Genomic DNA, 22610 nt, shown 5'->3' on the forward strand with positions numbered 1-22610 from the left:
TTTCCGGAGGAGACCACCATGAGCACCGTCAAGCCTGCCGAAAACATCGAAGCCGACCCGCGCGTCAAGGCCGTCTTCGACGACATCCGCGCCGTCAGGAAATCGGATTTCATCAACAATATGTGGCACTACCTCGCCTTCGATCCGGCGCTGCTGGAACGCACCTGGGCGGAGGTGAAGGCCGTGATGGCGACGCCCTCGACGCTCGATCCGCTGGTAAAGGAAATGCTCTACATCGCCGTCTCCGTCACCAACGGCTGCTCATACTGCGTCCACTCCCACACCGCCGCCGCCAAGGCGAAGGGCATGACGGAGGCGCAATATGGCGAACTGCTCGCCATCGTCTCGCTCGCCGGCAAGACAAACCAGCTGGCGACGGCATTGCAATTGCCCGTGGACAGCGTTTTCGATGCCGAGCGCGCAAAGCCCTGAGCGGGCAGCGCTTTCCACAATCTTTCCGCCCCTGTTCTTCCCCGTGGAATAAAAGCAGAACGGAAAACTGGTCTTTCGGACCCGAATCACTACATTGAGCCGCATGATCAGCGGTTACGACGACATTCCCTTCTTCGATGAAGACCCGCAGCTCGGCGCCAAGCCTGCCGCCCCGGCCAAGCCCTCGGGCGGTATCGGCATTGCCGCGCGCGCCATGGCGGCCCGCGATGCGCAGCGTGCGCCGGACTACCTTTCCGGCCTGAACCCCGAACAGCGCGAGGCGGTCGAGACCGTCGACGGTCCCGTTCTGGTGCTTGCCGGCGCCGGCACCGGCAAGACACGCGTGCTCACCACCCGCATCGCCCATATCCTCGCCACCGGCCGCGCCTTCCCCAGCCAGCTTCTCGCGGTGACCTTCACCAACAAGGCGGCGCGCGAGATGAAGGAGCGCATCGGCCTGCTCGTCGGCGGCGCCGTCGAGGGCATGCCGTGGCTCGGCACCTTCCACTCGATCGGCGTGAAGCTTCTGCGCCGCCACGCCGAGCTCGTCGGCCTGCGCTCGGATTTCTCGATCCTCGACACCGACGACGTCGTGCGCCTCATCAAGCAGATCCTGCAGGCCGAAAGCATCGACGACAAGCGCTGGCCGGCCAAACAGTTCGCCGGCATGATCGATGGCTGGAAGAACAAGGGCCTCGATCCCGCGCAGATCCCGGAAGGTGACGCCCGCGCCTTTGCCAACGGCAAGGGCCGCGAACTCTACGTCGCCTACCAGAACCGCCTGAAGACGCTGAACGCCTGCGATTTCGGCGACCTGCTGCTGCACCCGATCCGCATGTTCCGCGCCCATCCGGATGTGCTGGCCGAATACCACCAGAAATTCCGCTATATCCTCGTCGACGAATATCAGGACACCAACACCGCCCAATATATGTGGCTGCGCCTGCTCGCCCAGCGCCCCAAGGGCACGCCGCAGAACGTCTGCTGCGTCGGCGACGACGACCAGTCGATCTATGGCTGGCGCGGCGCGGAGGTGGACAACATCCTGCGCTTCGAGAAGGATTTTCCCGGCGCCAAGGTCGTCAAGCTGGAGCGCAATTATCGCTCGACGGCCCATATTCTGGGCGCCGCCGGCCATCTGATCGCCCATAACGAGGACCGGCTCGGCAAAACGCTCTTCACCGACCGGCATGACCCCGATGACGACAAGGTCGTCGTTCACGCGGCCTGGGATTCCGAGGAGGAGGCCCGCGCCGTCGGCGAGGAGATCGAGCAGCTCCAGCGCAAGGAGCACAAGCTCAACGACATGGCGATCCTGGTGCGTGCGTCCTTCCAGATGCGCGAATTCGAAGACCGTTTCGTCACGCTCGGCCTCAATTACCGCGTCATCGGCGGTCCGCGCTTCTACGAGCGGCTCGAAATCCGCGATGCCATGGCCTATCTGCGCCTCGTCAGCCAGCCGGCCGACGACCTCGCCTTCGAGCGTATCGTCAATACGCCGAAACGCGGCCTTGGCGATACGACCATCCGCAACCTGCACGACTATGCCCGCGCCCGCGACATCCCCATGCTCGCCGCCGCAGCGGATATCATCGAGACGGACGAGCTGAAGCCGAAGGCGCGCAAGGCGCTGTTCGACGTCGTCACGGATTTCCGCCGCTGGCAATCGCTGCTGGAGACCACGCCGCACACCGAGCTTGCCGAGCAGATCCTCGACGAGAGCGGCTATACCGCCATGTGGCAGGCCGACAAGTCGGCCGAAGCGCCGGGCCGGCTGGAAAACCTCAAGGAACTCATCCGCTCGATGGAGGCCTTCGAATCGCTGCGCGGCTTCCTCGACCATGTGTCGCTGGTCATGGATGCCGAGCAGAACGCCGAGCTCGATGCCGTCTCGATCATGACGCTGCATTCGGCCAAGGGCCTCGAATTCGAGACCGTCTTCCTGCCCGGCTGGGAGGAAGGCCTCTTCCCGCACCAGCGCGCGTTGGATGAGGGCGGCCGCTCGGGGCTGGAAGAAGAACGACGCCTCGCCTATGTCGGCATCACGCGGGCAAAGCGCCGCTGCCACATCTGGTTCGTCTCGAACCGCCGCATCCACGGCCTCTGGCAATCGACATTGCCCTCGCGTTTCCTCGACGAATTGCCGGAAGCCCATGTCGAAGTGGCGGAAGTCGAGCAATCCTATGGCGGGTACGGCCGCGGCGGCGGCTACGGCCAATCGCGCTTTGACAAGCAGGAGCCGTTCCAGAACGCCTATTCGACGCCCGGCTGGCGCCGCGCGCAGGCCAACCGCACGGATGCGACGCGCGACAACTGGGGCTCCCGCTCCGGCCACGCGGTGGAGCGCATCGGTTATGGCGAGAGCGGCCCGCGATCGAAGACGATCGACGGGGAACTGGTGGCGAAGTCCACCACGACCGAGCCGTCGAAATTCTCCGTCGGCGACCGTGTCTTCCACATCAAGTTCGGCAACGGCAACGTCTCGGCAATCGAGGGCAACAAGCTGACGATCGATTTCGACCGCGCCGGCCAGAAACGCGTGCTCGACGGCTTCGTCGAACGGGCGTGACGGGGCCGGCCTGCGGCCCCGCCTTCGCTGTTCTCAGGATGCCTTGCGCATCGCGCCGAGACGCGCGGCGCGCTCCTCGGGGGACCAGATTTCGCTGCCGTCACGACGGCGGGCGCGACGGTTGAGCTGGAAGCGGTTCACCAGTTCGCTGAGGGTGATCGCGCCCTCCGCGAGCGTCTGGCTGGTCGAGGTCGTATGCTCGACCATGGCGGCATTTTCCTGGGTGATCCGGTCGACGTCGCTCACCGCCGCGCTGATCTCCTCTAGGCCGCTCGCCTGCTCGGCGGCGGAGGTGGCGATGGCGTCGACATTGTGGTCGATCTCTTCGACGAAATTGCCGATTTCCCGCAGCGCCCGGCCTGTTTCACCGACGAGCCGCACGCCCTCCTGCACTTCCGCGCTGGAATTGGTGATCAGAGTCTTGATCTCGCGCGCCGCCTTGGCGGAGCGCTGGGCAAGCTCGCGCACCTCCTGCGCCACGACGGCAAAGCCCCTGCCCGCCTCCCCGGCGCGCGCGGCCTCGACGCCGGCGTTCAGTGCCAGGAGGTTGGTCTGGAAGGCGATCTCGTCGATCACGCCGATGATCTGACTGATCTCGCTGGAAGCAGCTTCGATGCGCTGCATGGCGCTGACGGTGTCGTTGACCACGCCGGCGGAGCTATGGGCTGAAGCACGGGCGTCCTGCACCAGCTTGCGCGTCTCGCGGGTGCGGTCCGTCGAGGAACGAACGGCGACCGTCGCCTGCGTCAGTGCAGCCGCGGTCTCTTCCAGAGCGACGGCCTGTTGGCGCGTGCGCTCGGAAAGCTCCTCGGCCGCCTTGCGCATGTCCTGCCCGCTGCGGTTCTGCGTATAGGTCTGGTCGAGCACCTCCGACAGCGTTTCCTGGAAGGCACCGATCGAATTGTTGAAGTCTCGGCGCAGCGGCTCGAATTCGGGAATGAAGGCGTTGTCGATCGTCATGCGGATATTGCACTCGGCAAGACGGCCGAGACCGGCACCAATCTCCTCGATCGCTCGCACGCGCTCGGTCACGTCGGTCGCGAATTTCACGACCTTGAACACCCGGCCATCGGCATCGAGGATCGGGTTGTAGGAGGCCTGGATGTGGATCTTGCCGCCGCCTTTGGTGAAGCGCGTGAACTGGTCGGAAACGAAATGCCCCTCGCCAAGCCGTTTCCAGAAGTCGCGATAGGCAGTGCTTGCCACATGCTCCGGCTGACAGAACATGGAATGGTGCCGGCCGACGATCTCGGACAGCTGGTAGCCGAGTACGGCCAGAAAATTCTCGTTGGCCGTCAGAATCTTGCCATCGGGGGTGAATTCGATGACGGCCTGCGCGCGGCCGAGCGCCGTCAGCTTGCCGTCGTCCTCCATCGCTTTGCGCTTGGCGGCGGTGATGTCGGTGGCGAACTTCACGACCTTGTAAGGCTTGCTGCCGCGGAAGATCGGATTGTACGACGCCTCGATCCAGATTTCGCGCCCGCCCTTGGCGACGCGCTTATACTGGCGCTGGTCGAAACGCCCCTCGGCCAGTTGCGCCCAGAAGGCCGCATATTCGGGCGAGCGCGCCTCTTCCGGCTCGACGAAGATGCGGTGATGTTTACCGACGATCTCCGAAAGCTCGTAACCAACCGTATCAAGGAAATTCTTGTTGGCATGCAGGATCTTGCCCGTCAGATCGAATTCGATGATCGCCTGCGATTTGTTCATCGCGGCAAGCACGGCGCGGGCATTCATTCCAAAATCGAAAGCAGTCACGTTCGTTCCCCAACCAACTGGATTTGGCAAGAATTGACCGAAAATTGTTAGCGTTTTCTAAACCAACCGTTTTTGCGCATAACATTTAAGAGGAAAGTACGACAAAACGAAAACCGGCGCCCAAAGGCACCGGTTTTTGAAGAGAAACAGTCGGTTTCGGATCAGGCGCCGGCCTTGCGGTAGAGCGCGGCGAGCTGCGTGCGGGAGGACGGGATTTCCGGGACTACGACCATCATCGTGATATGCCCGCGCTTGAAGGCATTGAGGAACGGCTCGTAGTTCTGGAAGGCGACACAGCCATGCGAGCCTTTCTGGCCGCGCAGAAGGTTGGTGTGGGTCAGAAGGCCCGTGCGGTTCTTCGGATCACGCCCGTCGACGGAGAGCATGCGGATGGCTTCCACGCCATGGAAACGCTGCTCGCGCATCCGGAGGCGATAGATGCCGGCCGGGGTCGGGCCCGTCATCTTCACGTGCTCGTAGCCCGGATTGTCGCGCATCTTGCCGATGCCGGAATGGGCGCGCAGCTTCGTTCCATCGGGCATGTAGACCGTCGCGTTGGAGACGTCATAGATCGCGACCTTCGTGCCACGGCCCGGCCAGCCGGTGCCGGAACCCTTGCTCTTGAAGAGATCGCCGAACAGCGAGCGCTCGGGCTTCACGAGCGCGACGTCTTCATCCTTGTCGTCAGCCTTGGCATCGTCGCGCTTGTTGGTGCGCGCAACGGGTTTTTCCTCGACGACGGGCTTTTCGATGGTGACGGTTTCGAGCGCGGGGCGTGCTTCCGGCAGCGGAATTTCGCTGAGAAGGTTTTCCTCCTCGATATCCGGCTTCTTCATGACGAGGCCGAAGGGCTGGATGTCCTTGCGGGCGGATTGATCCTCGATGAGGGCGGTGACGAGCGTCGGCTGGCCGGTAATGGCCTTTTCCTGCTCGACAGAACGCTCGGCGCGCGCCACGGCCGCATCGATCATCGCGGCCTTCGCCTTTTCGCGCTTCACGACGGCGGCGAGCTGCAGGGAGATCTTGCGCTGGTGCGCGACCTGGATCGCCTCGGCCGTCAAAAGCTTCTGGCGGAGTTCGCTTTCCGACGGCTTGGAGAGACGGCCAAATTTCTGGATTTTCAGCGAGCGCTCGGTGCTGTCCTTGCCGGCCGCAAGCGACGCGACGTGAAGGGGAGCCGAGAGGCTCTTCTTGCCTTCCGAAAGCGAAGAGGCCGCATGCTGCATCGCGCCCAGCGTCGAGACGACGGCCCAGGCGGACCCGGCGATGACGCCGCAAGCAAGCAATGCGCTGAGAAGGATACCGCCGGAACGACCCGAACGGGTTTTCGCCGCGGAACGCGCGGAACTGTACACAGACGCCATGATACTCGTTACCCGAAACTCGTTACTCAACGCGGCCGCGGAAACAACACTCCGCGCGCCACTACGCTGGCGGCGGTGGGAGCCACGGGCTCCAGAGTTCCGCCGGACGAGCAAAGAATGACGAAATATGGTAAGCAAATCCTAAACGGCGCCTCGTGTTTTTGAAGGAGTTTGCCGGGCGGTCCTCAACAGCCGGCGAAACTGCCCTGTCACGAGATTGCGGCGCTCGCGTGTCCGAACGCCGTCGCCTCCCTAGAATTGGGGATGCCGGCTTAACCAGTCGGTCGCTTTTTCGTAAGCCGCGGCCGCCGAGAGCACATCCCGGTCCGCCCGCGCCGGGCCGATGATCTGGATACCGGCCGGCAGACCATTGTCGCCAAAACCCGCCGGCATGGCGGCGACCGGCAGGCCCGCCAGCGTCGGGCCGATCACCACCTCCATCCAGCGGTGATAGGTATCCATCATGCGCCCGCCGACCGTCTTCGGCCAGTCCATCCCGGCATCGAAAGGGAAGACCTGTGCAGAGGGCAGGATCAGGAAATCGTACTTTTCGAAGAGACCGGCGACATAACGATGCCAGTCGCTGCGCGCCAGCGAGGCGGCATAGACATCCTTTGCCGTAAGCTGGTGGCCGTTCTCGATCTCCCAGATCATCTCCGGTTTCATGCGCGCCCGCTTCGCCGGATCGGCATAGTCGGCCGCCTGGCCGTTGGCGACGAGGAAATGGCGCAGCGTGCGCCACGTCTGCCAGAGCCTGTCCATATCGAAACCGGGCGCCACCTCCTCGACGGTGCAGCCAAGCCCGCGGAAAACATCGAGCGAGGCGCGGCAAAGCTCCAGCACGCCGGGCTCGAAGGGCAGATAGCCGCCGAAATCGCCAAGCCAGCCGATGCGGGCGCCCGAAAGATCGCGGTGCGGATCATAGGCCAGGCTTTCATCGGTGAGCGACAGCGGGTCGCGCGGATCGTGCCCGGCCTGCGTGGCAAATAGCGCGGCGACATCGGCAACGGTACGGCCCATCGGACCGTTGACGGCGAGTTGGCCGAGGAAGAGTTCGTTGCCGAGCGACGGAATGCGGCCGAAGGACGGGCGGAAGCCGATGACATTGTTGAAGCCCGCCGGGTTGCGCAGCGAGCCCATCATGTCGGAACCATCGGCGACCGGCAAGATCTGCGCCGCAAGCCCCGCCGCAGCACCACCGGAGGAACCGCCGGCGCTCTTGGCCGTGTCGTAGGGATTGCGCGTGACGCCGAAGACCGGATTGTAGCTGTGCGATCCCAGGCCCATTTCCGGCGCATTGGTCTTGCCGATGATGATGGCGCCGGCCGCGCGGATGCGCTCGACATGGATATCGTCATAGTCGGGCACGAAATCTGCGTAGTTCGCCGAGCCGAAGGAGCAGAGGATGCCCTTCGCCTCCGACAGGTCCTTGATGGCGAAGGGTATGCCATGCAGCCAGCCGCGGTATTCGCCGGCCGAGAGCGCCCGGTCGGCCTCGTCAGCCTCGGCCAGAAGTTCCTCAGTCGGGCGCAGGCTGACGATAGCGTTGATGCGGGGATTGATCGCAGCGATGCGGTCGAGATAGGCCGCCATCACGCTTCGGCAGGTAAGCCGGCGTTCGGCGATGGCGGCGGAAAGGGCAAGGGCGGAAAGGGCGGTGATGTCCTGCAAGGTCGGCTCCGGCATTTGTCTCAGACAGAGCTAGCAGGCCGTTTGCGGGAGCGCCAGCCTAGCCTTTCAGCCTAGCTGCGCGCCCTGGCGGAAGGCGAGCGTCAGCAGTGCTACCGCAGCCAACGAGCCCAGCGTGCGAACGTGGTTCCACATCACCCAGACGTCGAGATAGCGCTGCCAGAGTGTCGCCTGCTCCGGACTGCCGGCAGGGGCCGCGGCGAGCGCGTCGTTGAGCGGGACGTTGAAGACAGCGGTCACGCCAAAGACCGCGACGAGGAAGACGATGCCGCCCGCCATTGCCATCAGCCCGGTCGCGCCGCCCTGTATGTAGCCGATGATCGCGAGGACGAGCGACAGCAGCGTCGCGCCGAAGAAGGCGGAAAAGAACAGCGGGTTCTGGATGACCGCGTTGATCGCATTCATCGCCGCAGCACCCTCGGCCGGCGACAGGCGTGCAAAGGCCGCCATGATGCAGACGGAGAAGATGAAGAACAGGCCCGCATTGAGCGCCGTCGCGAGAATGGCGAGGAAGGTCAGGATGGGAAACAGGCTTGCCATGGTCAGGTCCTCCAGAAACCGGTTGCAGCCACGTCGCGGGCAAAATCGGCGAAATCGCGCGGCGGGCGGCCGAGCAAGCGGTGGATATCGTCGCTCAGGCGCTCATTGCGTCCGTCGAGCACCGAGCCGAAGAGATAGCTGACGAGCCAGATGACGTCTTCCGGCATCTGCACGTCCCGCAGCATGTCCGCATAGGCATCGATCGTGACGGGCGTATAGGTGACCGCACGATCGCCCGCCGCGGCAAATTCCGCCACGGCCTGGGAAAACGTCATCAGCCGCGGGCCGGTCAGCTCGTAGGTCGTGCCCGCATGACCCTCCTCCGTCAGCGCCGCGACGGCCATGTCGGCGACATCGGCCGTATCGACGAAGGGTTCGCGCACAGTGGCCGAGGGCAGAACGAGTTCGCCGGCAAGGATCGGCTCGGCAAACAGGCCCTCGCTGAAATTCTGGAAGAACCAGCTGCCGCGCAGCACCGTCCAAGCGAGGCCCGCCTCCTTCATCGCCTCCTCGCTGATCTCGGCCGCATCCTCGCCGCGCCCGGAGAGCAGCACGAGGCGCTGGACGCCCGCCGCGGCGGCAAGGCGCGAGACAAGGCGGATATCGTCGTCGGAGCCCGGCACCGCCAGATCCGGCTGATAGGCGATATAGACGGCATCCACGCCCGCAAGCACCGCCGGCCAGCCGGCGGCATCGCGCCAGTCGAACGGGATCGCCGCCGAGCGCGAGCCGATCCGCACCTCATATCCCCGCGCCCGCAGCCGTTCGGCCACCGGCCGTCCGGTTTTGCCTTCACCACCCAGAACCAGAATACGCTTCATCTCTCATCCTCCAAAATGTGAGCTTTACTCATATTTGCAAAATGTGAGGAATCCTCGTATTTGTCAAGCGTGATTTGCGACGACCGAAAGAGTGGGCGATGAACGACACGCAGATGCGCCGCGCGCCGAGCCAGAAACGCAGCCGCGAGCGGGTGGATGCCATCCTTGCCAATGCGACTGAGATGATTGCGCAAACGGGCAGCGACGCGCTGCGCATGAGCGAACTTGCCCAGCGCACCGGCATCTCGATCGGCTCGCTCTATCAGTACTTTCCCGACAAGAGCGCCGTCGTGCATGCACTCGCCGAGCGCTGCAACGAAGAGAGCCGCGCCTGCATCGCCGAAGGCCTTTCCACCGTCACCAGCATGGAAGACCTCGCCGCCGCCTTCGGCGCGCTGATCGACACCTATTATGCGATCTTCCTCGCCGAGCCCGTCATTCGCGACATCTGGTCCGCCGTGCAGGCAGACGGCGCTTTACGGGCGATGGAGGTGGAGGAAAGCCGCCGCAACGGCGCCCTGCTTGGCGCGCGGCTGAAGGCGCTGCGGCCGGCGGCCGATGCCGCAAAAATCGACGCGACCGCCCTGCTCGTCATGCATCTCGGCGAAGCCACGATGCGGCTCGCCGTCTCCGTCGAGCGGGCGGAGGGCGATGCGCTGGTCGACGCCTACAAGCGCATGGCGATTAGGGACCTGACGGCGCTGTAGGGCAAACCCTACTGGGCGGCGCGACGCTGCTCCAGCACTTCCGCCGCTTCCAGCAGTGTGGCGAAAAGATAGGAAATCCGGTCGCTGCGCGTTTCGCCATACCAGATCTGCGGCACCATCACGCGGAAGCGGGTTTCGAGCAGATCGGCCAGCGCCGGCGTGTCGCCCATCCATTCCAGCGCATCGGCATAGAGGTTCATCACGCTCGGCGCCGGGAAACGTGCCAGCAAATCCTCGAAGCCCCGCTTCACCAGATCGGGATCGCACAGTGTATCGGCAAGCTCGTGGTTGCCGACATCGGTATTGGTCTGCTGGATCAGCGCATAGAAGCCCATCCCGAAACGGTCCTCGGTCAGCTTGGCCGCGCGGCGGGCAAAATCCTCGAGATCCCGTTCATCCCGGCCAAGCCAGCGCGGCATGATCATGCGGGCATGGGCGCGGCACAGATCGATATTGTAGCGATCGAGCAGCCAGGCGCGCTCGAAGCGTGCCTTGAACGTCTCGAAATTGCCCTCGTTGGCCGAGCGGCGGCAATCGCTCATCCGCCAGCTGAAATCGTTCGGATCGGCATGGCTATCGAGCACCGCGTCTGCCTCCTTCAGCAGCGCTTCGTAACCCTGCCATTGCTCGGCCCTGACGTCCCGGCCCCAGCCGGTGCCACGCCGCACGAAGGCGGTGACGCGGAGCGCATCGGCATAGGTGGCGGCGGAAAAAGCAGACGGACTGCGCTCGATGAACGCCCGGAAAGGCGCAAGCCCGTCCTCATGCGCCTGAACCGCCTCTTCCTCGTCGGGCAGCTCGGTGAAGGGTTCCAAAAACCAGTCCCGCACCAGCGAATAGAGCGGCTTGCCGTTTTCCGCAATGACACCGCCCGCCCGCGCCGCCTCGAAAGCCTGCTGATAGGCCTCGAAATCGCCGCTCCGCCAGGCCGCGCGCATGGCGTCGCGCTGCGGGATGAGGGCCGGTATCTCGTCATGGAGCTCGACGAGGGAGAGGTCGTAGTCGCGAACCAGCCGTTCCTCGTCGGAAAGCGGCTCGGACGGTGCGGCCGGTGCTCGGCCGAAAATCCTGCTCGCAAGACCGGCGAGAATAGTCTTGAACCCCATGTCGCTCCACTCCCCCGGGCAAAGCCCGCCTGCCCCGCCCCCCCGGGACACACAGCAGACGGCTGCCCCAGGGACGCTATTCACCGCCATCACCGTTTTTTGAAGATGGCCCGCTCTTTCCCCGTCGCGCGCGTGTTACATTTGACGATGGCATATGCATGGATGGGTGACGGTCATGCTGACGATGCTTGCCTTGCTGATGAGCCTGACATCCGGCACCACGCTCGCCGCTTCCGGAGAGGACGTCGACGTGGAACTGGTCCTTGCGGTCGATGTGTCCGGGTCGATGGATATCGAGGAGGCGCAGATCCAGCGTGCCGGCTATGTCGATGCGCTGCGCCACGCCGAGTTCATCAATGCCGTGCGCGACGGGCTGACCGGCCGCATCGCCATCACCTATTTCGAATGGGCCGGCACGGTCCGCGACAGCTCGCACATCCCCTGGCAGATCATCTCCGGCCCAGACGACGCCAACGCCTTCGCCGCCCTACTGGAAGCCCGTCCGATCGCCACACGCCGCGGCACCTCCATTTCCAGCGCCATCGCCTATGGCGCAAAGCTCTTCGATGCCAATAGCTATTCCGGCATGCGCCGCGTCATCGACGTCTCCGGCGACGGCCCGAACAATTTCGGCCCACCCGTGACACCGGCGCGCGATGCCGCCAATGCGCTCGGCATCGTCATCAACGGCCTCGCCATCATGATCCGCCCGTCCGCCGCCTATGGCTCGCTGGACGATTATTATGCAAATTGCGTCATCGGCGGCCCGGGCGCCTTCGTGCTGCCGGTGCAGGAGCCGGAGGATTTCGCCATCGCCATCCGCCGCAAGCTGATCCTGGAGGTCAGCGGCGCCGAACCGCCCGCCCGCATCGTCCCCGTCGCCGGCAGCGATGTCGATTGCCTCATCGGCGAGCGGTTGCGGCCCAGCAACATGGATCGCTACTACCCGGAACTCGACCGCTAAAAGGCCTGTTCCAGCCGAAACAGCGCCCTCAGCGCCCTCGTGTCACAGTGATCGTACTGGATGAAATCCCTTCGTCCTTTCACTGGAAGAGAGGAGACTGAAATGCGCAAATTCCTCATGTCCGCCGTTGTCGCGACCATCGCAGCGGTATCCTTCGCAGCCCCCTCGCAGGCCGGCGGCTTCTATTTCGGCTTTGGCGGCGGCCATGGCTGGGGTGGCCATCACGGCTGGGGCGGCCACCATGGCGGCTATGTCACCCACTACTATGGCCATCGCCGGCATTGCTTCTGGAAGAAGATCAAGCGCTACGATCACTGGGGCAACCTCGTCATCAAGCGCGTGAAGATCTGCCGTTAAGCGGCGGCACCGTCCCGGCTTTCGCCGGAAATCCCGCCTGCCCCGGTCGTCCATCGGCCGGGGTTTTCCCCATTTTGGGTAACGCACGTTTCACAAGCTATTCCTTTTGCACGAAAATCATGCTTATATTGAATGAACGTTCAGCAAAAGAATAGGGAGCGACATGAACGAGATGATCCGCGATATCAGCATTCCCAACGATTGGGACCGGAGCGGACTTCCCGGCTGGTGTTATCACAGCCCCGCGCTTCTGGAGCTGGAAAAGCAGCATGTCTTCCGCGAGCACTGGCAGATCGCCTGCCATGTCTCCGACATTCCCGAGCCAGGCAACTACCTCACCATGGATGTCGTCGGCGAGCGTGCACTTATCTTGCGCGGACAGGACGGCACGGTGCGCGCCTTCCACAATATCTGCCGCCATCGCGGCTCCCGCCTCGTCGCGGACGAGACGGGGAGCTGCCGCAACGCGCTGGTCTGTCCGTTCCACGGCTGGGTCTACAATCTCGACGGCACGCTGCGCGGTGCCGCCCGCCCGCGCAGCTTCCCGCCGCTCGACAAGGACGAGTTCGCGCTGAAATCGCTGGAATGCGAGATCTGGCAAGGTTTTGTCTTTATCCGCTTCGCCCCCGGCCCACAGCCCTCCGTCGCTGAGGTGATGAAACCCTTCGAGGCGGAGCTGTCCCATTACCGATCGGAAGAGATGATCCCGACCGGCGGCATCTGGACACAGGAAACACCCGTCAACTGGAAGTCCGTGCGCGATGTCGACAACGAGGGCTATCACGTCGCCATGGCCCATCCGGCGCTGCAGGACCTCTATGGCTCGACCTATTACGACGAGCCCTTCGTCAATGGTCTCTGCCGGTCGTTTGCGACCTACAATCCGCATGCCGGCCGCCGCTGGAGCGTGCGCAACTACGTCAAGATTTCGCCGGAGAACACGGCGCTGCCGGAGCACCTGCGCAAGGCCTGGATCTATTTCGGCCTCTTCCCGAACTGCGTCATCGCGGTCACGCCCGAAACCATTCAGTTCTATCAGGAATTCCCCGTCGCCATCGGCAAGACCATGCTGCGCGGCGGCATCTACCGTCACCGCGAGGAAGATCGCGCCCATCGGCTCGCCCGCTACCTCGCCTTCCGCATCGATCGCGACACCCAGGCCGAAGACGTGCAGCTCACCGTCTGGTCGAATGAGGCGATGACATCGAATGCCTTCGCCGGCTTCTACCTCTCCGACCTCGAATATGGCGTGCGCACCCATCACGACCACCTGCGCAAGGTGCTGCCGGTGATGACGCTGAAGGACGCACCGGACGAGAAGGCGATGGCGGAGGCCAATAGCAGCCTCAAAAACTGAGCAGGCCTTATGAAGGACGCGGCTTCGGCAGCGGCACGTCCTTCACCGTTTCGTCCACCCATGTCTTGATGGTGTGGACCTGCTCGGCGATCCGGTCCTTCAGATAGGTTTCCTGCCCCGGCAGGCCCATCGGATAGAGCGCGTCGCGGCTCGCCTCATAGGCTGCCGCCTTGTCGGTGCACAGACGGAGGCGCATGTCCTCCGGCACCGCGCCGACCTTGTTCTGGAGACCCTCGACAGGCCCCGCACCGCTCGGCAGACGGCCATCGAAGGCCTGCGTCAGATATTGCGCCGAGCGTTCGTTGCGCTCGCGCTCCGTCGTGGCGCCGAGAATGACCACCATCATGCGCCGGCCGCCGCGCGTCGCGAGCCCGACGATGTTGCGCCCGGAGGCACAGATGAAGCCGGTCTTCATGCCGATGGTGCCGCTGAAGCGGGTCAGGAGCAGATTGTTGGACTTGATCTCCTTGCCGTCGATCGTGACGGCGGAGGCCTGGAAGAAGCGGCGGTAGCCGGGAAACGAACGATCCACTTCCAGGCCGAGGATCGCGAGATCCCGCGCTGTCGTATAGTTCGCCTTGTCGGACAGGCCGTTCGGATTGGAAAAATGCGTGCCGGTCAGCCCGAGGCGCTCGGCCGTCTTGTTCATCCGCGCGACGAACGACGCCTGATCGGTCGCCACGGCTTCGGCAAGTGCAACAGCGACGTCATTGGCGGAGGCGGTGATAACGGCATAGAGCGCGTCTTCCAGCGTCATCGCCCGCCCGAGCGTCAGGCCGGACTCGAGAAACGCCTGCTTCGTCGCATTGCGGGTCATCGTCACATGCGTCGACATGGTGACTTCGCCGGCTTTCAGCGCCTCGAACACGACCAGCGCCGTCATCAGCTTGGTCGTGGAGGCCGGATACCATGGCGCGCCCGCATCTTCCTGATAGAGCACCTGGCGGCTGTCGGCATCGACGACCAGCACAGGCGTGGCAAGGGCCGACGCGCCGGTAAAAAGCGGCGCCAGCGCGAAAAGCGATGCGAAAAGGGCCTGTCTCCTCCACGGCCGTTCTGCTGTTGTGTCGTTGCTCATATCCATTCTCCGAAGAAGCAGCCCTAATGCCATCATGGGCCGCGTGAGCGCAAGCTTTTGCTGCGATCGGGAGCCGGGTCGGCCTGTCGCTCCTCCTGCGCCGAATGCACACTGAAAGGCACATAAAAAAGAGGCCCGCTTTCGCGAGCCTCAAATGTTTGGACCGGGGAATGGTCGTTCCAAACAAGCTTTTTGAAGGACTTAGCCCTTCCAGAGTCCCTCGCGAACGAGGTCGTCCATGGTGAGTTCGATGCCCTTGCGCAGGATCGCGGTCATGTCGTCGATCTGCGAAAGCGAGATGGTGAGCGGCGGCGACATCACGCACATGTTAATAAGCGGGCGCACCAGAAGGCCGAGTTCCTGGCAATGCTTGTCGATGCGCTTGCCGACTTCCAGATCGAGCGTCAGCGGATTGTTGCTGACGCGATCGGCGACGCATTCGACGCAGGCCATCAGCCCCAGCCCGCGCACCTCGCCGACCAGCGGCAGCTCTTCCAGCGCCTTCAGGCCTGCCTGGAAATGATCCGAGACCGCCCGCGTATGCGCCAGCAGTCCACCTTCGAGAATATCGAGGTTCTTCAGCGCCACTGCGCAGCCGACCGGGTGGCTGGAATAGGTGAGTCCATGCGCGAACATCGCCTCCGAATGGTTCGAGCGGCGCAGTTCCTCGAACAGCCGCCCCGCGATCATCACCCCGCCGAGCGGAAAGTACCCTGACGTGACACCCTTGGCGAAGGTGATCATGTCGGGCTCGATGTCGAAAACATCCTTCGCGGCGAAGACATGCCCGAGCCGGCCGAAGGCCGTCACCACCTCGTCGGCGATGAAGAGGATATCGTTGGCGCGGCAGAGGGCATGCATGCGCTTGAGATAACCCGGCGGCGGCACGATGACGCCGCCGGAGGCCATGACGGGTTCGGCGATGAAGGCACCGATGTTTTCCGCGCCCTTCGCCTTGATGACTTGGCGGAATTCCTCGACGAGGAAATCGCAGAAGGCATCGATGCTCATGCCGTCGGGCCGGCGGAAGGGGTTCGGGCAGGAGAGTTTCACCACCAGCTCTGAGGCGCTATCCATCCAGTCATGGTCGCGCGGCCGGCCGTTGAGCGAGGCGGAGAGATAGGTCGAGCCGTGATAGCCGCCCTGCCGGGAGACGATCAGCTTCTTCTCTGGCCGGCCCTTCACATTGTTGGCGAACTGCATGAAGCGCAGCGCCGTCTCGACCGCCGAGGAACCACCCGTCGTATAGAAAACGTGGTCAACGCCATCAGGTGCATGACCGGCGAGGCGCGCCGAAAGCACGGCGGACGGCGTGTTGGTCGTGTACCAGGGCGAGTTATAGGAGAGCTCCATGGCCTGCGAGGCCATCACGTCGGCAAGCTCCCTGTTGCGATGCCCGACATTGACGCACCACATGCCGGCAGGGCCGTCGATCAGTTTGCGCCCAGCCGCATCCGTCACATAGATGCCCTCGCCCGACAGGATGCGCCCGCGCGCCTCCGCGCCGATGGAGCCGGAAACCGGCCAGGGCTGCACGAGATGCTGCTCGGCAAGCCGGGTCAAATCGTCGGCCATCTCTTCGGCCGGTTCGTTCACCGTCTTCGGAATTGCCGCCATGTCCCTCTCCATCGATAATTTGCGAAAAGAATCTGCGATCAACAATATGAAAGATCTCAGATTTCCCGATCATATTGAATGTTCGTTCAATCAATATTGCAGAAACAGGGCTTGATTTCAACGGGGATTTAGGCGCATGTTTCGTTTCGGGAACAACGAAGCCGAAAAGGCGACCGCCAATGGGAATGGGAAAACTCACCCTTTATGAAAGTTGTCGCCACGGGAGCCTTGCCCGATGACGACGGCGGCATTCGGACCGATCGCTGACACGCCCGCGCCCTCCCGGCGCCGGGCCTGGATGCGGAGCGAAGAGGCCCGTGGCCTCGCCATGATCTCGCCAACCTTTCTCTATGCGCTGGCGCTGCTCTTCCTCCCGGTCCTTATCGTCATCGCCTACAGTTTCTGGACCCAGAACTATCTCGAGATCGACCGCACCTTCACGCTGGAAAATTACCGGCAGGCGCTGACGGAACCGATCTACCGCGACCTCTTCGTCCGCTCTCTGTGGATATCGCTGACGGTCAGCGTCGTGACCGTCGTCTTCTCCTATCCGGTCGCCTGGTTCGTTTCCTTCCACGGCGGCGTGCACAAGAACCTCTGGCTCTTCCTCATCACCGTGCCCTGCTGGACGAGCTACCTGCTGCGCGTCATGTCGTGGAAGGTCATTCTGGGCTATGGCGGCGTGATGAACACCGGCCTCATCTCGATGGGCCTCATCGACAAGCCGGTGACCTCGCTGCTCTACAATTCCAACGCCGTCGTCATCACGCTGGTGCATAGCTGGGCGGCCTTCGCCATCCTGCCGATCTACGTCTCGCTGCAGAAGGTCGACCGCACGCTGATCGAGGCGGCGCGCGATCTCGGCGACAGCAGGATCAAGGCCTTCTTCCGCATCACCCTGCCGCTCTCGCTGCCCGGCGTCATCTCCGCCTTTCTGATCGTCATGATCCCGACCGTCGGCGATTACGTGACGCCGCGCCTCGTCGGCGGCAAGGACGGCGTGATGATCGCGACCGCCATCCAGGCGCAATTCGGCAAGGGCGCCAACTGGCCGCTGGGTGCTGCCCTGTCGGTGACGACCATGGTGCTCGTCTCGCTCTCGGCTGCGGCGATCGTACTCGCGCTGAAATTCGCCATCCGGAGGATCAAATGAACCTCCTCACCCAGCGCCTGCGCTTCATTCCGTTCCTGCCCATCTATGTGGCGCTCTATTTCCTGTTCCTCTACCTGCCTATCCTGCTGTTGCCGATCTTCTCCTTCAACAATGCGGCCACCACCACCTTCCCGCTCGCCGGCTTCACGACCAAATGGTACGCCTCACTCTCCGGCAACTCGGTGATGCTGGAGGCGGCCTGGAACAGCCTGATCGTCGGCCTGTCCGTCTCGCTGCTATCGACCATTCTCGGCATCTGCGCGGCCCGCGCCATCACGCGCTATCGTTTCCGTGGTCAGCGCGCCGCCGCCGGCCTCATCATGGCGCCGCTCTTCCTGCCGGAGATCATCGTCGCCGTCTCGCTCCTGATGATCGTGCTGGCGATGGGTGTGGAACTCTCGCTCGTCACCGTCATCCTCGGCCAGACGGTGTTCTGCGTGCCCTATGCCATGTCGGTGCTGGTCTCGGGCTTCGAAGGCTTCGATCGGAGCCTCGAGGAAGCGTCCTACGATCTCGGCGAAACCGCCATCGGCACCTTCCGCCGCGTGACGCTGCCGGTGGTGGCACCCGCCATCGTCTCCAGCCTGCTCGTCACCTTCACCATCTCGCTCGACGAGTTCATCCTCGCCTTCTTCCTGTCCGGCACCGAGCCGACGCTGCCGGTCTATATCTGGGGCCAGCTGCGCTTTGCCGCGAAGTTGCCGGGTGTGCTGGCGCTCGGCACCATCATGCTCGTCGCCTCCGTCCTGATGCTCACCCTCGCCGAAATCCTGCGCCGCCGTGCCGAACGCCGCACGCAGCTGGCACATGCCCTGCCCTAGGAGTTCTTATGAGCGACCGCGCGATGATCCAGATCGAAAACGTGTCGAAATTCTACGGCATCTACAAGGCGCTCGACGATGTCTCGCTGTCGATTGCCGAAGGCGAATTCTTCTCCCTGCTCGGTCCTTCCGGCTGCGGCAAGACCACGCTTCTCCGCTCCATCGCCGGCTTCGAAAATCCGACGGCCGGCGAGATTTACATTGACGGCGTACCCTCGCTGGCTTTGCCGCCAAACAAGCGGCCGACCAACATGGTCTTCCAGAGCTACGCCATTTTCCCGCATCTCGATGTTGCGGAAAATGTCGCCTACGGCCTGAAACGGCTCAAGCTCTCGCCTGAGGAGGAGAAGAAACGCGTCGGCGATGCGCTCGACATGGTGCGCCTCTCCGGCCTCGGCCAGCGCAAGGCGCATGAACTCTCCGGCGGCCAGCGCCAGCGCGTAGCGCTCGCCCGTGCCCTTGTCATGCGCCCGAAGGTGCTGCTGCTCGACGAGCCGTTGTCGGCCCTCGACAAGAAGCTGCGCGAGGAAATGCAGGTGGAGCTGCGCACCCTGCAAAAGGCCGTCGGCATCACCTTCATCCTCGTGACGCACGACCAGTACGAGGCCCTCGCCCTCTCCGACCGCATCGCCGTGATGTTCGGCGGGCGCATTGCGCAGATCGCCAGCCCGAAGGAAATCTACCAGCGCCCGCGCACGCGAAAGGTCGCGGACTTCCTCGGCGGCATGAATTTCGTGAAGGCCAGGGTGCTCGGCGAACAGGGCAACGCCGTCTCCATCGATGCCGCCCGCTTCGGTGCCGTGCAGCTGGAAAAGCCGCAGGGTTTTGCCGCCAGCAACGGCCATGTCACCGTCGGTATTCGCCCAGAGCGCCTGCGGCTCCTGTGGGACGACGACCGCGCGCCGCACGAGCTTGCCGGCCGCATCGAAAACCGCGCCTATTTCGGTGAGGTCACCCATCTGACGGTTGGCGTCGACGGGCTGGAGCAGCCACTGTCCATGGTCGAAACGAACAATTTCGGCGCAGACGACCTGCCGATCGGCGCCGAGATTCGCCTTGCCTACGATCCAGATGCCTTCGTGCTGCTGGCCGAGGATCCGCCGGTCATGCGCATCTAGATCATTTCCGCTTTTCTTCGAATCGCGAAAATGCTCCATCCCTTTGTTTTTACGCAATTCCGGACGCAAAACCGCTGCGCACTTTTGCTGGAATTGCTCTAGAAAAGCAAAACTCCCGGCGGGCCGGGAGTTTCAGGCGATCCCTATGATTTGCGTGAAAATCGCTTACTTACCGGAAAATTCGAAGGTCGCCGGCGCAGAGCCTGCCGGCAAACCGAGGCGCACACGCTGCCCATCGGACCAGCTCTGCGCATGGGTCTGCATCTTGAAAGATCGTTGTAATTCCACGCCGTTTTCCATGACGACGACGATCCAGTCGTCCTTGTCCGGAATGAGCGTTACAGAGTTTGGCTGCATAGCCGCCCCCTTTCGTTCACTGGGGCGGAAGCTCCTTAACTTTCGGCGGTGGCGCCCGTTTTCATTGCCACCGATACCGCCATGATACGCGATTTCCGATGAATGTCGAATGAACCCTTGGTGAACCCCGCCCCGGCGGGGCAAGGTTCGGCAAGCGGGCGTCAGTAACCCGATTTGATCTTCTCGAATTCGGCGATCATCTTCTGGCGCAGTTCCGTCGGCATCGGCGACTGGAAGAGCGTGTTGGCGACGAAGGCATCGACATCGGCATAGCCCTTGTCCTTCAGGATTTTCGGGTCGACGGCAGCCATGCCCTTGGCGTTGGAATGGCCATAGCCCCAGCTCTCGACCATATAGGCCGCGACGGCAGGGTCGGTGACGGCATTGAGGTAATCATAGGCAAGATCGGGGCTCGCCTCCGCCCCCTTCAGGCGTACATAGCCGCAGACCCAGGTGGAGAGCCCCTCCTTGGTGTCTTTCTTGATGGCAACGGGCTGGCTCTCGGCCTGCAGGGTCGTCGCCGTCTCGTTCCAGGCCCAGGCGAGATCAACCTCGCCGCTCGCCATCGCCTGGCTCAGATCCGTATTGTCGGTCCAGTACAGGCGCACGTTCTTGTGTACCTCGCGCAGGAAGGCGGAGGCCTCCTGGAACTGCGCATCCGTCATCGTCGTCCAATCCTTCACGCCGATGACAAGGCTGGCCAGCGCATAGGCATCATCGACATTGTCGCCGATCGACACGCGGTCCTTGAACTTGGGATCGGCGAACGCCTTGAGCGACGCGACCTCTTCGGGCTTCACCGTATCGGTACGATAGGTCAGCACCGTGTTGCCCCATTCGAAGGGAATGAACCATGCCGTACCGTCGTCCGACGTCATCAGGTTCTTCATCGCCTTGAAATTCGGGAGCACATCGTTCCACGAGGTGAGCTTGGCCGTATCGAGCGGCTCCAAGAGCCCCGCCTCGCGCCATTTCACCACGCTCTGCGAGCAGGGATGCGCCACATCGGCCTTAAAACCGGATCGCAGCTTCTGGAACGCCTCCTCCTCATCGCCGAAGAAGGAGAAATCCGGCTCGGCACCGGTCTTCTCGGTATATTTCGGGTGGAAGGCCGGGTCTTCGTAGCCGGACCAGTCGAAGACGGTCAGGCTATCGGCGGAGAAGGCAGGAAGGGCGGGTCCGAGGGCAAGGACGGCGGCAAGCGCCGCTGTCGTAAGATACCTGGCCGTGTTTGCAGTCGTCATGCCGTTCTCCTTCCCCGTTTTCGGGTTCCCTATTGTGGTTTTGGTCCTTGCAAGGTGAGATGCTTCGGGAAGGCCACGACGACGAATGCGATGGCCGCCTCCAGCGCCTTTTCCCGCGTCGTGCCGTCGCCCATCATCAGGCGCAGCCACAGGCCTTCCAGCATGGCGCAGAGCGACAGCGCCATCGGCTCCGGTTCGTAGTCATAGCCACCCTCCGCCTTGAGGTCGGCGCAGAGCGCGATCACCGTCTCCTGGTATTTGACGTCGCGCGCACCGCACAGCGCCTGGTAGGTCGGCCGCGACTTGGCCTCACCCCAGAAGGCGCACCAGGCGGCGAGCTTGCGCTTCGTGCAGATCTTCCGGTCGAAATCCGCATGCACGATGGCCCACAGACGGCTGGCGACGCTGGGACCGGCTTTTTCGAGCGCTGAATTCCAGTGGTCGCCATACTCTTCCGACATGAATTGCAGCGTGGCGATGAGCAGGTTTTCCTTGCTCTCGAAATGGAAGTTGACGATCCCGCGGGACAGACCCGCACCATCGGCCACATCCGCCAGCGTCGTGTCGGAATAGCCGCGTTTGGCGAGCGAATCGATCGTCGCCTCGATGAGCTGCTGCCGTCTCGTCTCCTTGGAGGCCTTGCGGCCCCGCTTCTCGCCGTCACCCGAGCCCTGATCAGCCCCGCCTGCCCGCATCTTCACCGTCACCTTGCCTTTGGGATTCTTCAGCACCACCGTCATGGGCGAATTCCCGCGGCCGGCCTGCTTGCGCGCAGATGAGTGGGACAATGCTCCCCGCTGTCAAGAACCTTCTGCATGGCCGTCCAGGTGCGAATGTTCTTGGCGACATAGGCCTCGCCGACGGCGGCGACGGCCTGCGCATAAAGCGGGCCTTTCAGCCGCTCCAGCTCGCCGCGCGCCACGTCGCGATACCAGCCATTGCGGCTCTCCGCGACGCCGTCGGCAAAGCCGGCCTTGGCCATCGCCCGTAGATAGCGATGCGACGACGCCATGCCGAAGCTCAGGCCCTCGGCGGCGATATAGTCCTGCATATCGGCGCTCGGCTCACCGTCGTGACCGATCAACCAATCCGAAGCGGCAAGCACGCCGCCGGGCTTCAGCACGCGGAACAATTCGGCAAACAATGCCTCCTTGTCCGGCACATGGATCATCGCATCCTTGGAGAAGACGACATCGAAGGCGCCGTCATCGAACGGCAGCCGCCCCGGCGGGCTCGCGACGAAACGCGTGGTGGACGACAGCCCCTGCGCGGCCGCAGCCATCTTTGCCCGTTCGATGACATGCTGTTCGACATCATAACCGACGATCTCCGCCGGACGGTACGTCCTGGCAATATGCAGCGTGACACCACCGGCGCCGCATCCGAAATCCAGCACGGACCTGCCTTCGAGATCGATACCGGCGAGCACGCGGTCGACTTCCGCCGGGCCGCCGGGCGAAAGATAGCCCTCGCCCCACATCACGCCGAGAAAGCGGATCGCCGCCTCGTCATATTCCGGTTCCGCCGCTGCACCATCCTCGACTGCCGCCGTCATGGC

Annotated in this window: 21 protein-coding genes; 9 read left to right on the plus strand and 12 right to left on the minus strand. The window is 63.4% G+C overall.

Annotated features, from left to right (window positions below):
* The first annotated feature begins 18 nt into the window (after positions 1 to 18).
* Both ACOZK4_RS20800 and ACOZK4_RS20805 read left to right on the plus strand, forming a co-directional pair.
* The gene (locus ACOZK4_RS20800) at positions 19 to 432 is read left to right on the plus strand and encodes a carboxymuconolactone decarboxylase family protein (RefSeq protein ID WP_421593583.1); all 414 of its coding nucleotides are present in this window, start codon (positions 19 to 21) and stop codon (positions 430 to 432) included.
* Between the two features lie 103 nt (positions 433 to 535).
* Positions 536 to 3001: an ATP-dependent helicase gene (locus tag ACOZK4_RS20805; RefSeq protein ID WP_421593554.1), complete on the plus strand. Its 2466-nt coding sequence runs from the start codon at positions 536 to 538 to the stop codon at positions 2999 to 3001.
* Between the two features lie 33 nt (positions 3002 to 3034).
* Here ACOZK4_RS20805 and ACOZK4_RS20810 read toward each other — a convergent pair whose 3' ends face one another.
* From ACOZK4_RS20810 to ACOZK4_RS20830, 5 genes are all read right to left on the minus strand, one after another.
* Positions 3035 to 4738, minus strand: coding sequence for a methyl-accepting chemotaxis protein (locus ACOZK4_RS20810; RefSeq protein WP_421593584.1), 1704 nt, complete (start codon positions 4736 to 4738; stop codon positions 3035 to 3037).
* A gap of 182 nt (positions 4739 to 4920) precedes the next feature.
* Positions 4921 to 6123, minus strand: a complete 1203-nt coding sequence (locus ACOZK4_RS20815; RefSeq protein ID WP_421593555.1) for a DUF2778 domain-containing protein — start codon at positions 6121 to 6123, stop codon at positions 4921 to 4923.
* A 252-nt stretch (positions 6124 to 6375) separates the two neighbouring features.
* On the minus strand, positions 6376 to 7794 hold the full coding sequence (locus ACOZK4_RS20820) for an amidase (protein ID WP_421593557.1): 1419 nt from the start codon (positions 7792 to 7794) through the stop codon (positions 6376 to 6378).
* Between the two features lie 66 nt (positions 7795 to 7860).
* Complete coding sequence (locus tag ACOZK4_RS20825; RefSeq protein ID WP_421593558.1) at positions 7861 to 8352, minus strand: DUF1772 domain-containing protein; 492 nt, start codon at positions 8350 to 8352, stop codon at positions 7861 to 7863.
* A gap of 2 nt (positions 8353 to 8354) precedes the next feature.
* The gene (locus tag ACOZK4_RS20830) at positions 8355 to 9173 is read right to left on the minus strand and encodes an NAD(P)H-binding protein (protein WP_421593559.1); all 819 of its coding nucleotides are present in this window, start codon (positions 9171 to 9173) and stop codon (positions 8355 to 8357) included.
* A gap of 98 nt (positions 9174 to 9271) precedes the next feature.
* Between ACOZK4_RS20830 and ACOZK4_RS20835 the strand changes: the two genes are divergently transcribed.
* Positions 9272 to 9880, plus strand: coding sequence for a TetR family transcriptional regulator (locus ACOZK4_RS20835; RefSeq protein WP_421593560.1), 609 nt, complete (start codon positions 9272 to 9274; stop codon positions 9878 to 9880).
* 8 nt (positions 9881 to 9888) lie between these two features.
* Here ACOZK4_RS20835 and ACOZK4_RS20840 read toward each other — a convergent pair whose 3' ends face one another.
* Positions 9889 to 10986 (minus strand): hypothetical protein, encoded by a 1098-nt coding sequence (locus ACOZK4_RS20840; RefSeq protein WP_421593561.1) that lies wholly within the window; start codon positions 10984 to 10986, stop codon positions 9889 to 9891.
* 175 nt (positions 10987 to 11161) lie between these two features.
* Here ACOZK4_RS20840 and ACOZK4_RS20845 point away from each other — a divergent pair, with 175 nt between their 5' ends.
* The 3 genes from ACOZK4_RS20845 (at position 11162) to ACOZK4_RS20855 (ending at position 13664) form a co-directional block, all read left to right on the plus strand.
* Positions 11162 to 11950, plus strand: coding sequence for a DUF1194 domain-containing protein (locus ACOZK4_RS20845; RefSeq protein ID WP_421593562.1), 789 nt, complete (start codon positions 11162 to 11164; stop codon positions 11948 to 11950).
* Between the two features lie 102 nt (positions 11951 to 12052).
* Positions 12053 to 12307 carry a hypothetical protein gene (locus tag ACOZK4_RS20850; protein ID WP_421593563.1) on the plus strand — a complete coding sequence of 85 codons (255 nt, stop codon included), beginning with the start codon at positions 12053 to 12055 and terminating at the stop codon, positions 12305 to 12307.
* A 163-nt stretch (positions 12308 to 12470) separates the two neighbouring features.
* A complete protein-coding gene (locus ACOZK4_RS20855; RefSeq protein WP_421593564.1) occupies positions 12471 to 13664 on the plus strand; it encodes an aromatic ring-hydroxylating oxygenase subunit alpha in 1194 nt (397 codons plus the stop codon).
* A 7-nt stretch (positions 13665 to 13671) separates the two neighbouring features.
* On the opposite strand, the gene ACOZK4_RS20860 is transcribed toward ACOZK4_RS20855, so the two are convergent.
* Both ACOZK4_RS20860 and ACOZK4_RS20865 read right to left on the minus strand, forming a co-directional pair.
* Positions 13672 to 14742, minus strand: coding sequence for a D-alanyl-D-alanine carboxypeptidase family protein (locus tag ACOZK4_RS20860; protein ID WP_421593565.1), 1071 nt, complete (start codon positions 14740 to 14742; stop codon positions 13672 to 13674).
* Between the two features lie 201 nt (positions 14743 to 14943).
* Positions 14944 to 16359, minus strand: coding sequence for an aminotransferase (locus ACOZK4_RS20865; protein ID WP_421593566.1), 1416 nt, complete (start codon positions 16357 to 16359; stop codon positions 14944 to 14946).
* A 235-nt stretch (positions 16360 to 16594) separates the two neighbouring features.
* Between ACOZK4_RS20865 and ACOZK4_RS20870 the strand changes: the two genes are divergently transcribed.
* From ACOZK4_RS20870 to ACOZK4_RS20880, 3 genes are read left to right on the plus strand one after another with little or no spacing between them, the layout of a single operon-like run.
* Positions 16595 to 17512 carry an ABC transporter permease gene (locus tag ACOZK4_RS20870; protein WP_421593567.1) on the plus strand — a complete coding sequence of 306 codons (918 nt, stop codon included), beginning with the start codon at positions 16595 to 16597 and terminating at the stop codon, positions 17510 to 17512.
* Positions 17509 to 18333 (plus strand): ABC transporter permease, encoded by an 825-nt coding sequence (locus ACOZK4_RS20875; RefSeq protein WP_421593568.1) that lies wholly within the window; start codon positions 17509 to 17511, stop codon positions 18331 to 18333. The genes ACOZK4_RS20870 and ACOZK4_RS20875 overlap by 4 nt, the downstream gene beginning before the upstream one ends.
* Positions 18334 to 18356: 23 nt before the next feature.
* Positions 18357 to 19451 carry an ABC transporter ATP-binding protein gene (locus tag ACOZK4_RS20880; RefSeq protein ID WP_421593585.1) on the plus strand — a complete coding sequence of 365 codons (1095 nt, stop codon included), beginning with the start codon at positions 18357 to 18359 and terminating at the stop codon, positions 19449 to 19451.
* Positions 19452 to 19616: 165 nt separating this feature from the next.
* Here ACOZK4_RS20880 and ACOZK4_RS20885 read toward each other — a convergent pair whose 3' ends face one another.
* The 4 genes from ACOZK4_RS20885 to ACOZK4_RS20900 all read right to left on the minus strand — a co-directional run bounded on the left by ACOZK4_RS20885 (position 19617) and on the right by ACOZK4_RS20900 (position 22607).
* Positions 19617 to 19808, minus strand: a complete 192-nt coding sequence (locus tag ACOZK4_RS20885) for a hypothetical protein (RefSeq protein ID WP_421593569.1) — start codon at positions 19806 to 19808, stop codon at positions 19617 to 19619.
* A 161-nt stretch (positions 19809 to 19969) separates the two neighbouring features.
* Positions 19970 to 21052, minus strand: a complete 1083-nt coding sequence (locus ACOZK4_RS20890) for an ABC transporter substrate-binding protein (RefSeq protein WP_313530862.1) — start codon at positions 21050 to 21052, stop codon at positions 19970 to 19972.
* A gap of 29 nt (positions 21053 to 21081) precedes the next feature.
* Complete coding sequence (locus ACOZK4_RS20895; protein WP_117367042.1) at positions 21082 to 21747, minus strand: TetR family transcriptional regulator C-terminal domain-containing protein; 666 nt, start codon at positions 21745 to 21747, stop codon at positions 21082 to 21084.
* A gap of 41 nt (positions 21748 to 21788) precedes the next feature.
* The gene (locus ACOZK4_RS20900) at positions 21789 to 22607 is read right to left on the minus strand and encodes a methyltransferase domain-containing protein (protein ID WP_421593571.1); all 819 of its coding nucleotides are present in this window, start codon (positions 22605 to 22607) and stop codon (positions 21789 to 21791) included.
* Between the last annotated feature and the right edge of the window lie 3 nt (positions 22608 to 22610).

The sequence above is a fragment of the Shinella sp. M27 genome (assembly GCF_049199905.1).
Lineage (GTDB): Bacteria > Pseudomonadota > Alphaproteobacteria > Rhizobiales > Rhizobiaceae > Shinella.

Bases quoted from the DNA above. Each gene is read 5' to 3' on its own strand.
- ACOZK4_RS20800 (WP_421593583.1), top strand. From the start codon at position 19: ATGAGCACCGTCAAGCCTGCCGAAAACATCGAAGCCGACCCGCGCGTC.
- ACOZK4_RS20805 (WP_421593554.1), top strand. From the start codon at position 536: ATGATCAGCGGTTACGACGACATTCCCTTCTTCGATGAAGACCCGCAG.
- ACOZK4_RS20810 (WP_421593584.1), bottom strand. From the start codon at position 4,738: ATGAATGCCCGCGCCGTGCTTGCCGCGATGAACAAATCGCAGGCGATC.
- ACOZK4_RS20815 (WP_421593555.1), bottom strand. From the start codon at position 6,123: ATGGCGTCTGTGTACAGTTCCGCGCGTTCCGCGGCGAAAACCCGTTCG.
- ACOZK4_RS20825 (WP_421593558.1), bottom strand. From the start codon at position 8,352: ATGGCAAGCCTGTTTCCCATCCTGACCTTCCTCGCCATTCTCGCGACG.
- ACOZK4_RS20830 (WP_421593559.1), bottom strand. From the start codon at position 9,173: ATGAAGCGTATTCTGGTTCTGGGTGGTGAAGGCAAAACCGGACGGCCG.
- ACOZK4_RS20835 (WP_421593560.1), top strand. From the start codon at position 9,272: ATGAACGACACGCAGATGCGCCGCGCGCCGAGCCAGAAACGCAGCCGC.
- ACOZK4_RS20840 (WP_421593561.1), bottom strand. From the start codon at position 10,986: ATGGGGTTCAAGACTATTCTCGCCGGTCTTGCGAGCAGGATTTTCGGC.
- ACOZK4_RS20845 (WP_421593562.1), top strand. From the start codon at position 11,162: ATGCTGACGATGCTTGCCTTGCTGATGAGCCTGACATCCGGCACCACG.
- ACOZK4_RS20850 (WP_421593563.1), top strand. From the start codon at position 12,053: ATGCGCAAATTCCTCATGTCCGCCGTTGTCGCGACCATCGCAGCGGTA.
- ACOZK4_RS20855 (WP_421593564.1), top strand. From the start codon at position 12,471: ATGAACGAGATGATCCGCGATATCAGCATTCCCAACGATTGGGACCGG.
- ACOZK4_RS20860 (WP_421593565.1), bottom strand. From the start codon at position 14,742: ATGAGCAACGACACAACAGCAGAACGGCCGTGGAGGAGACAGGCCCTT.
- ACOZK4_RS20865 (WP_421593566.1), bottom strand. From the start codon at position 16,359: ATGGCGGCAATTCCGAAGACGGTGAACGAACCGGCCGAAGAGATGGCC.
- ACOZK4_RS20870 (WP_421593567.1), top strand. From the start codon at position 16,595: ATGACGACGGCGGCATTCGGACCGATCGCTGACACGCCCGCGCCCTCC.
- ACOZK4_RS20875 (WP_421593568.1), top strand. From the start codon at position 17,509: ATGAACCTCCTCACCCAGCGCCTGCGCTTCATTCCGTTCCTGCCCATC.
- ACOZK4_RS20880 (WP_421593585.1), top strand. From the start codon at position 18,357: ATGATCCAGATCGAAAACGTGTCGAAATTCTACGGCATCTACAAGGCG.
- ACOZK4_RS20885 (WP_421593569.1), bottom strand. From the start codon at position 19,808: ATGCAGCCAAACTCTGTAACGCTCATTCCGGACAAGGACGACTGGATC.
- ACOZK4_RS20890 (WP_313530862.1), bottom strand. From the start codon at position 21,052: ATGACGACTGCAAACACGGCCAGGTATCTTACGACAGCGGCGCTTGCC.
- ACOZK4_RS20895 (WP_117367042.1), bottom strand. From the start codon at position 21,747: ATGCGGGCAGGCGGGGCTGATCAGGGCTCGGGTGACGGCGAGAAGCGG.
- ACOZK4_RS20900 (WP_421593571.1), bottom strand. From the start codon at position 22,607: ATGACGGCGGCAGTCGAGGATGGTGCAGCGGCGGAACCGGAATATGAC.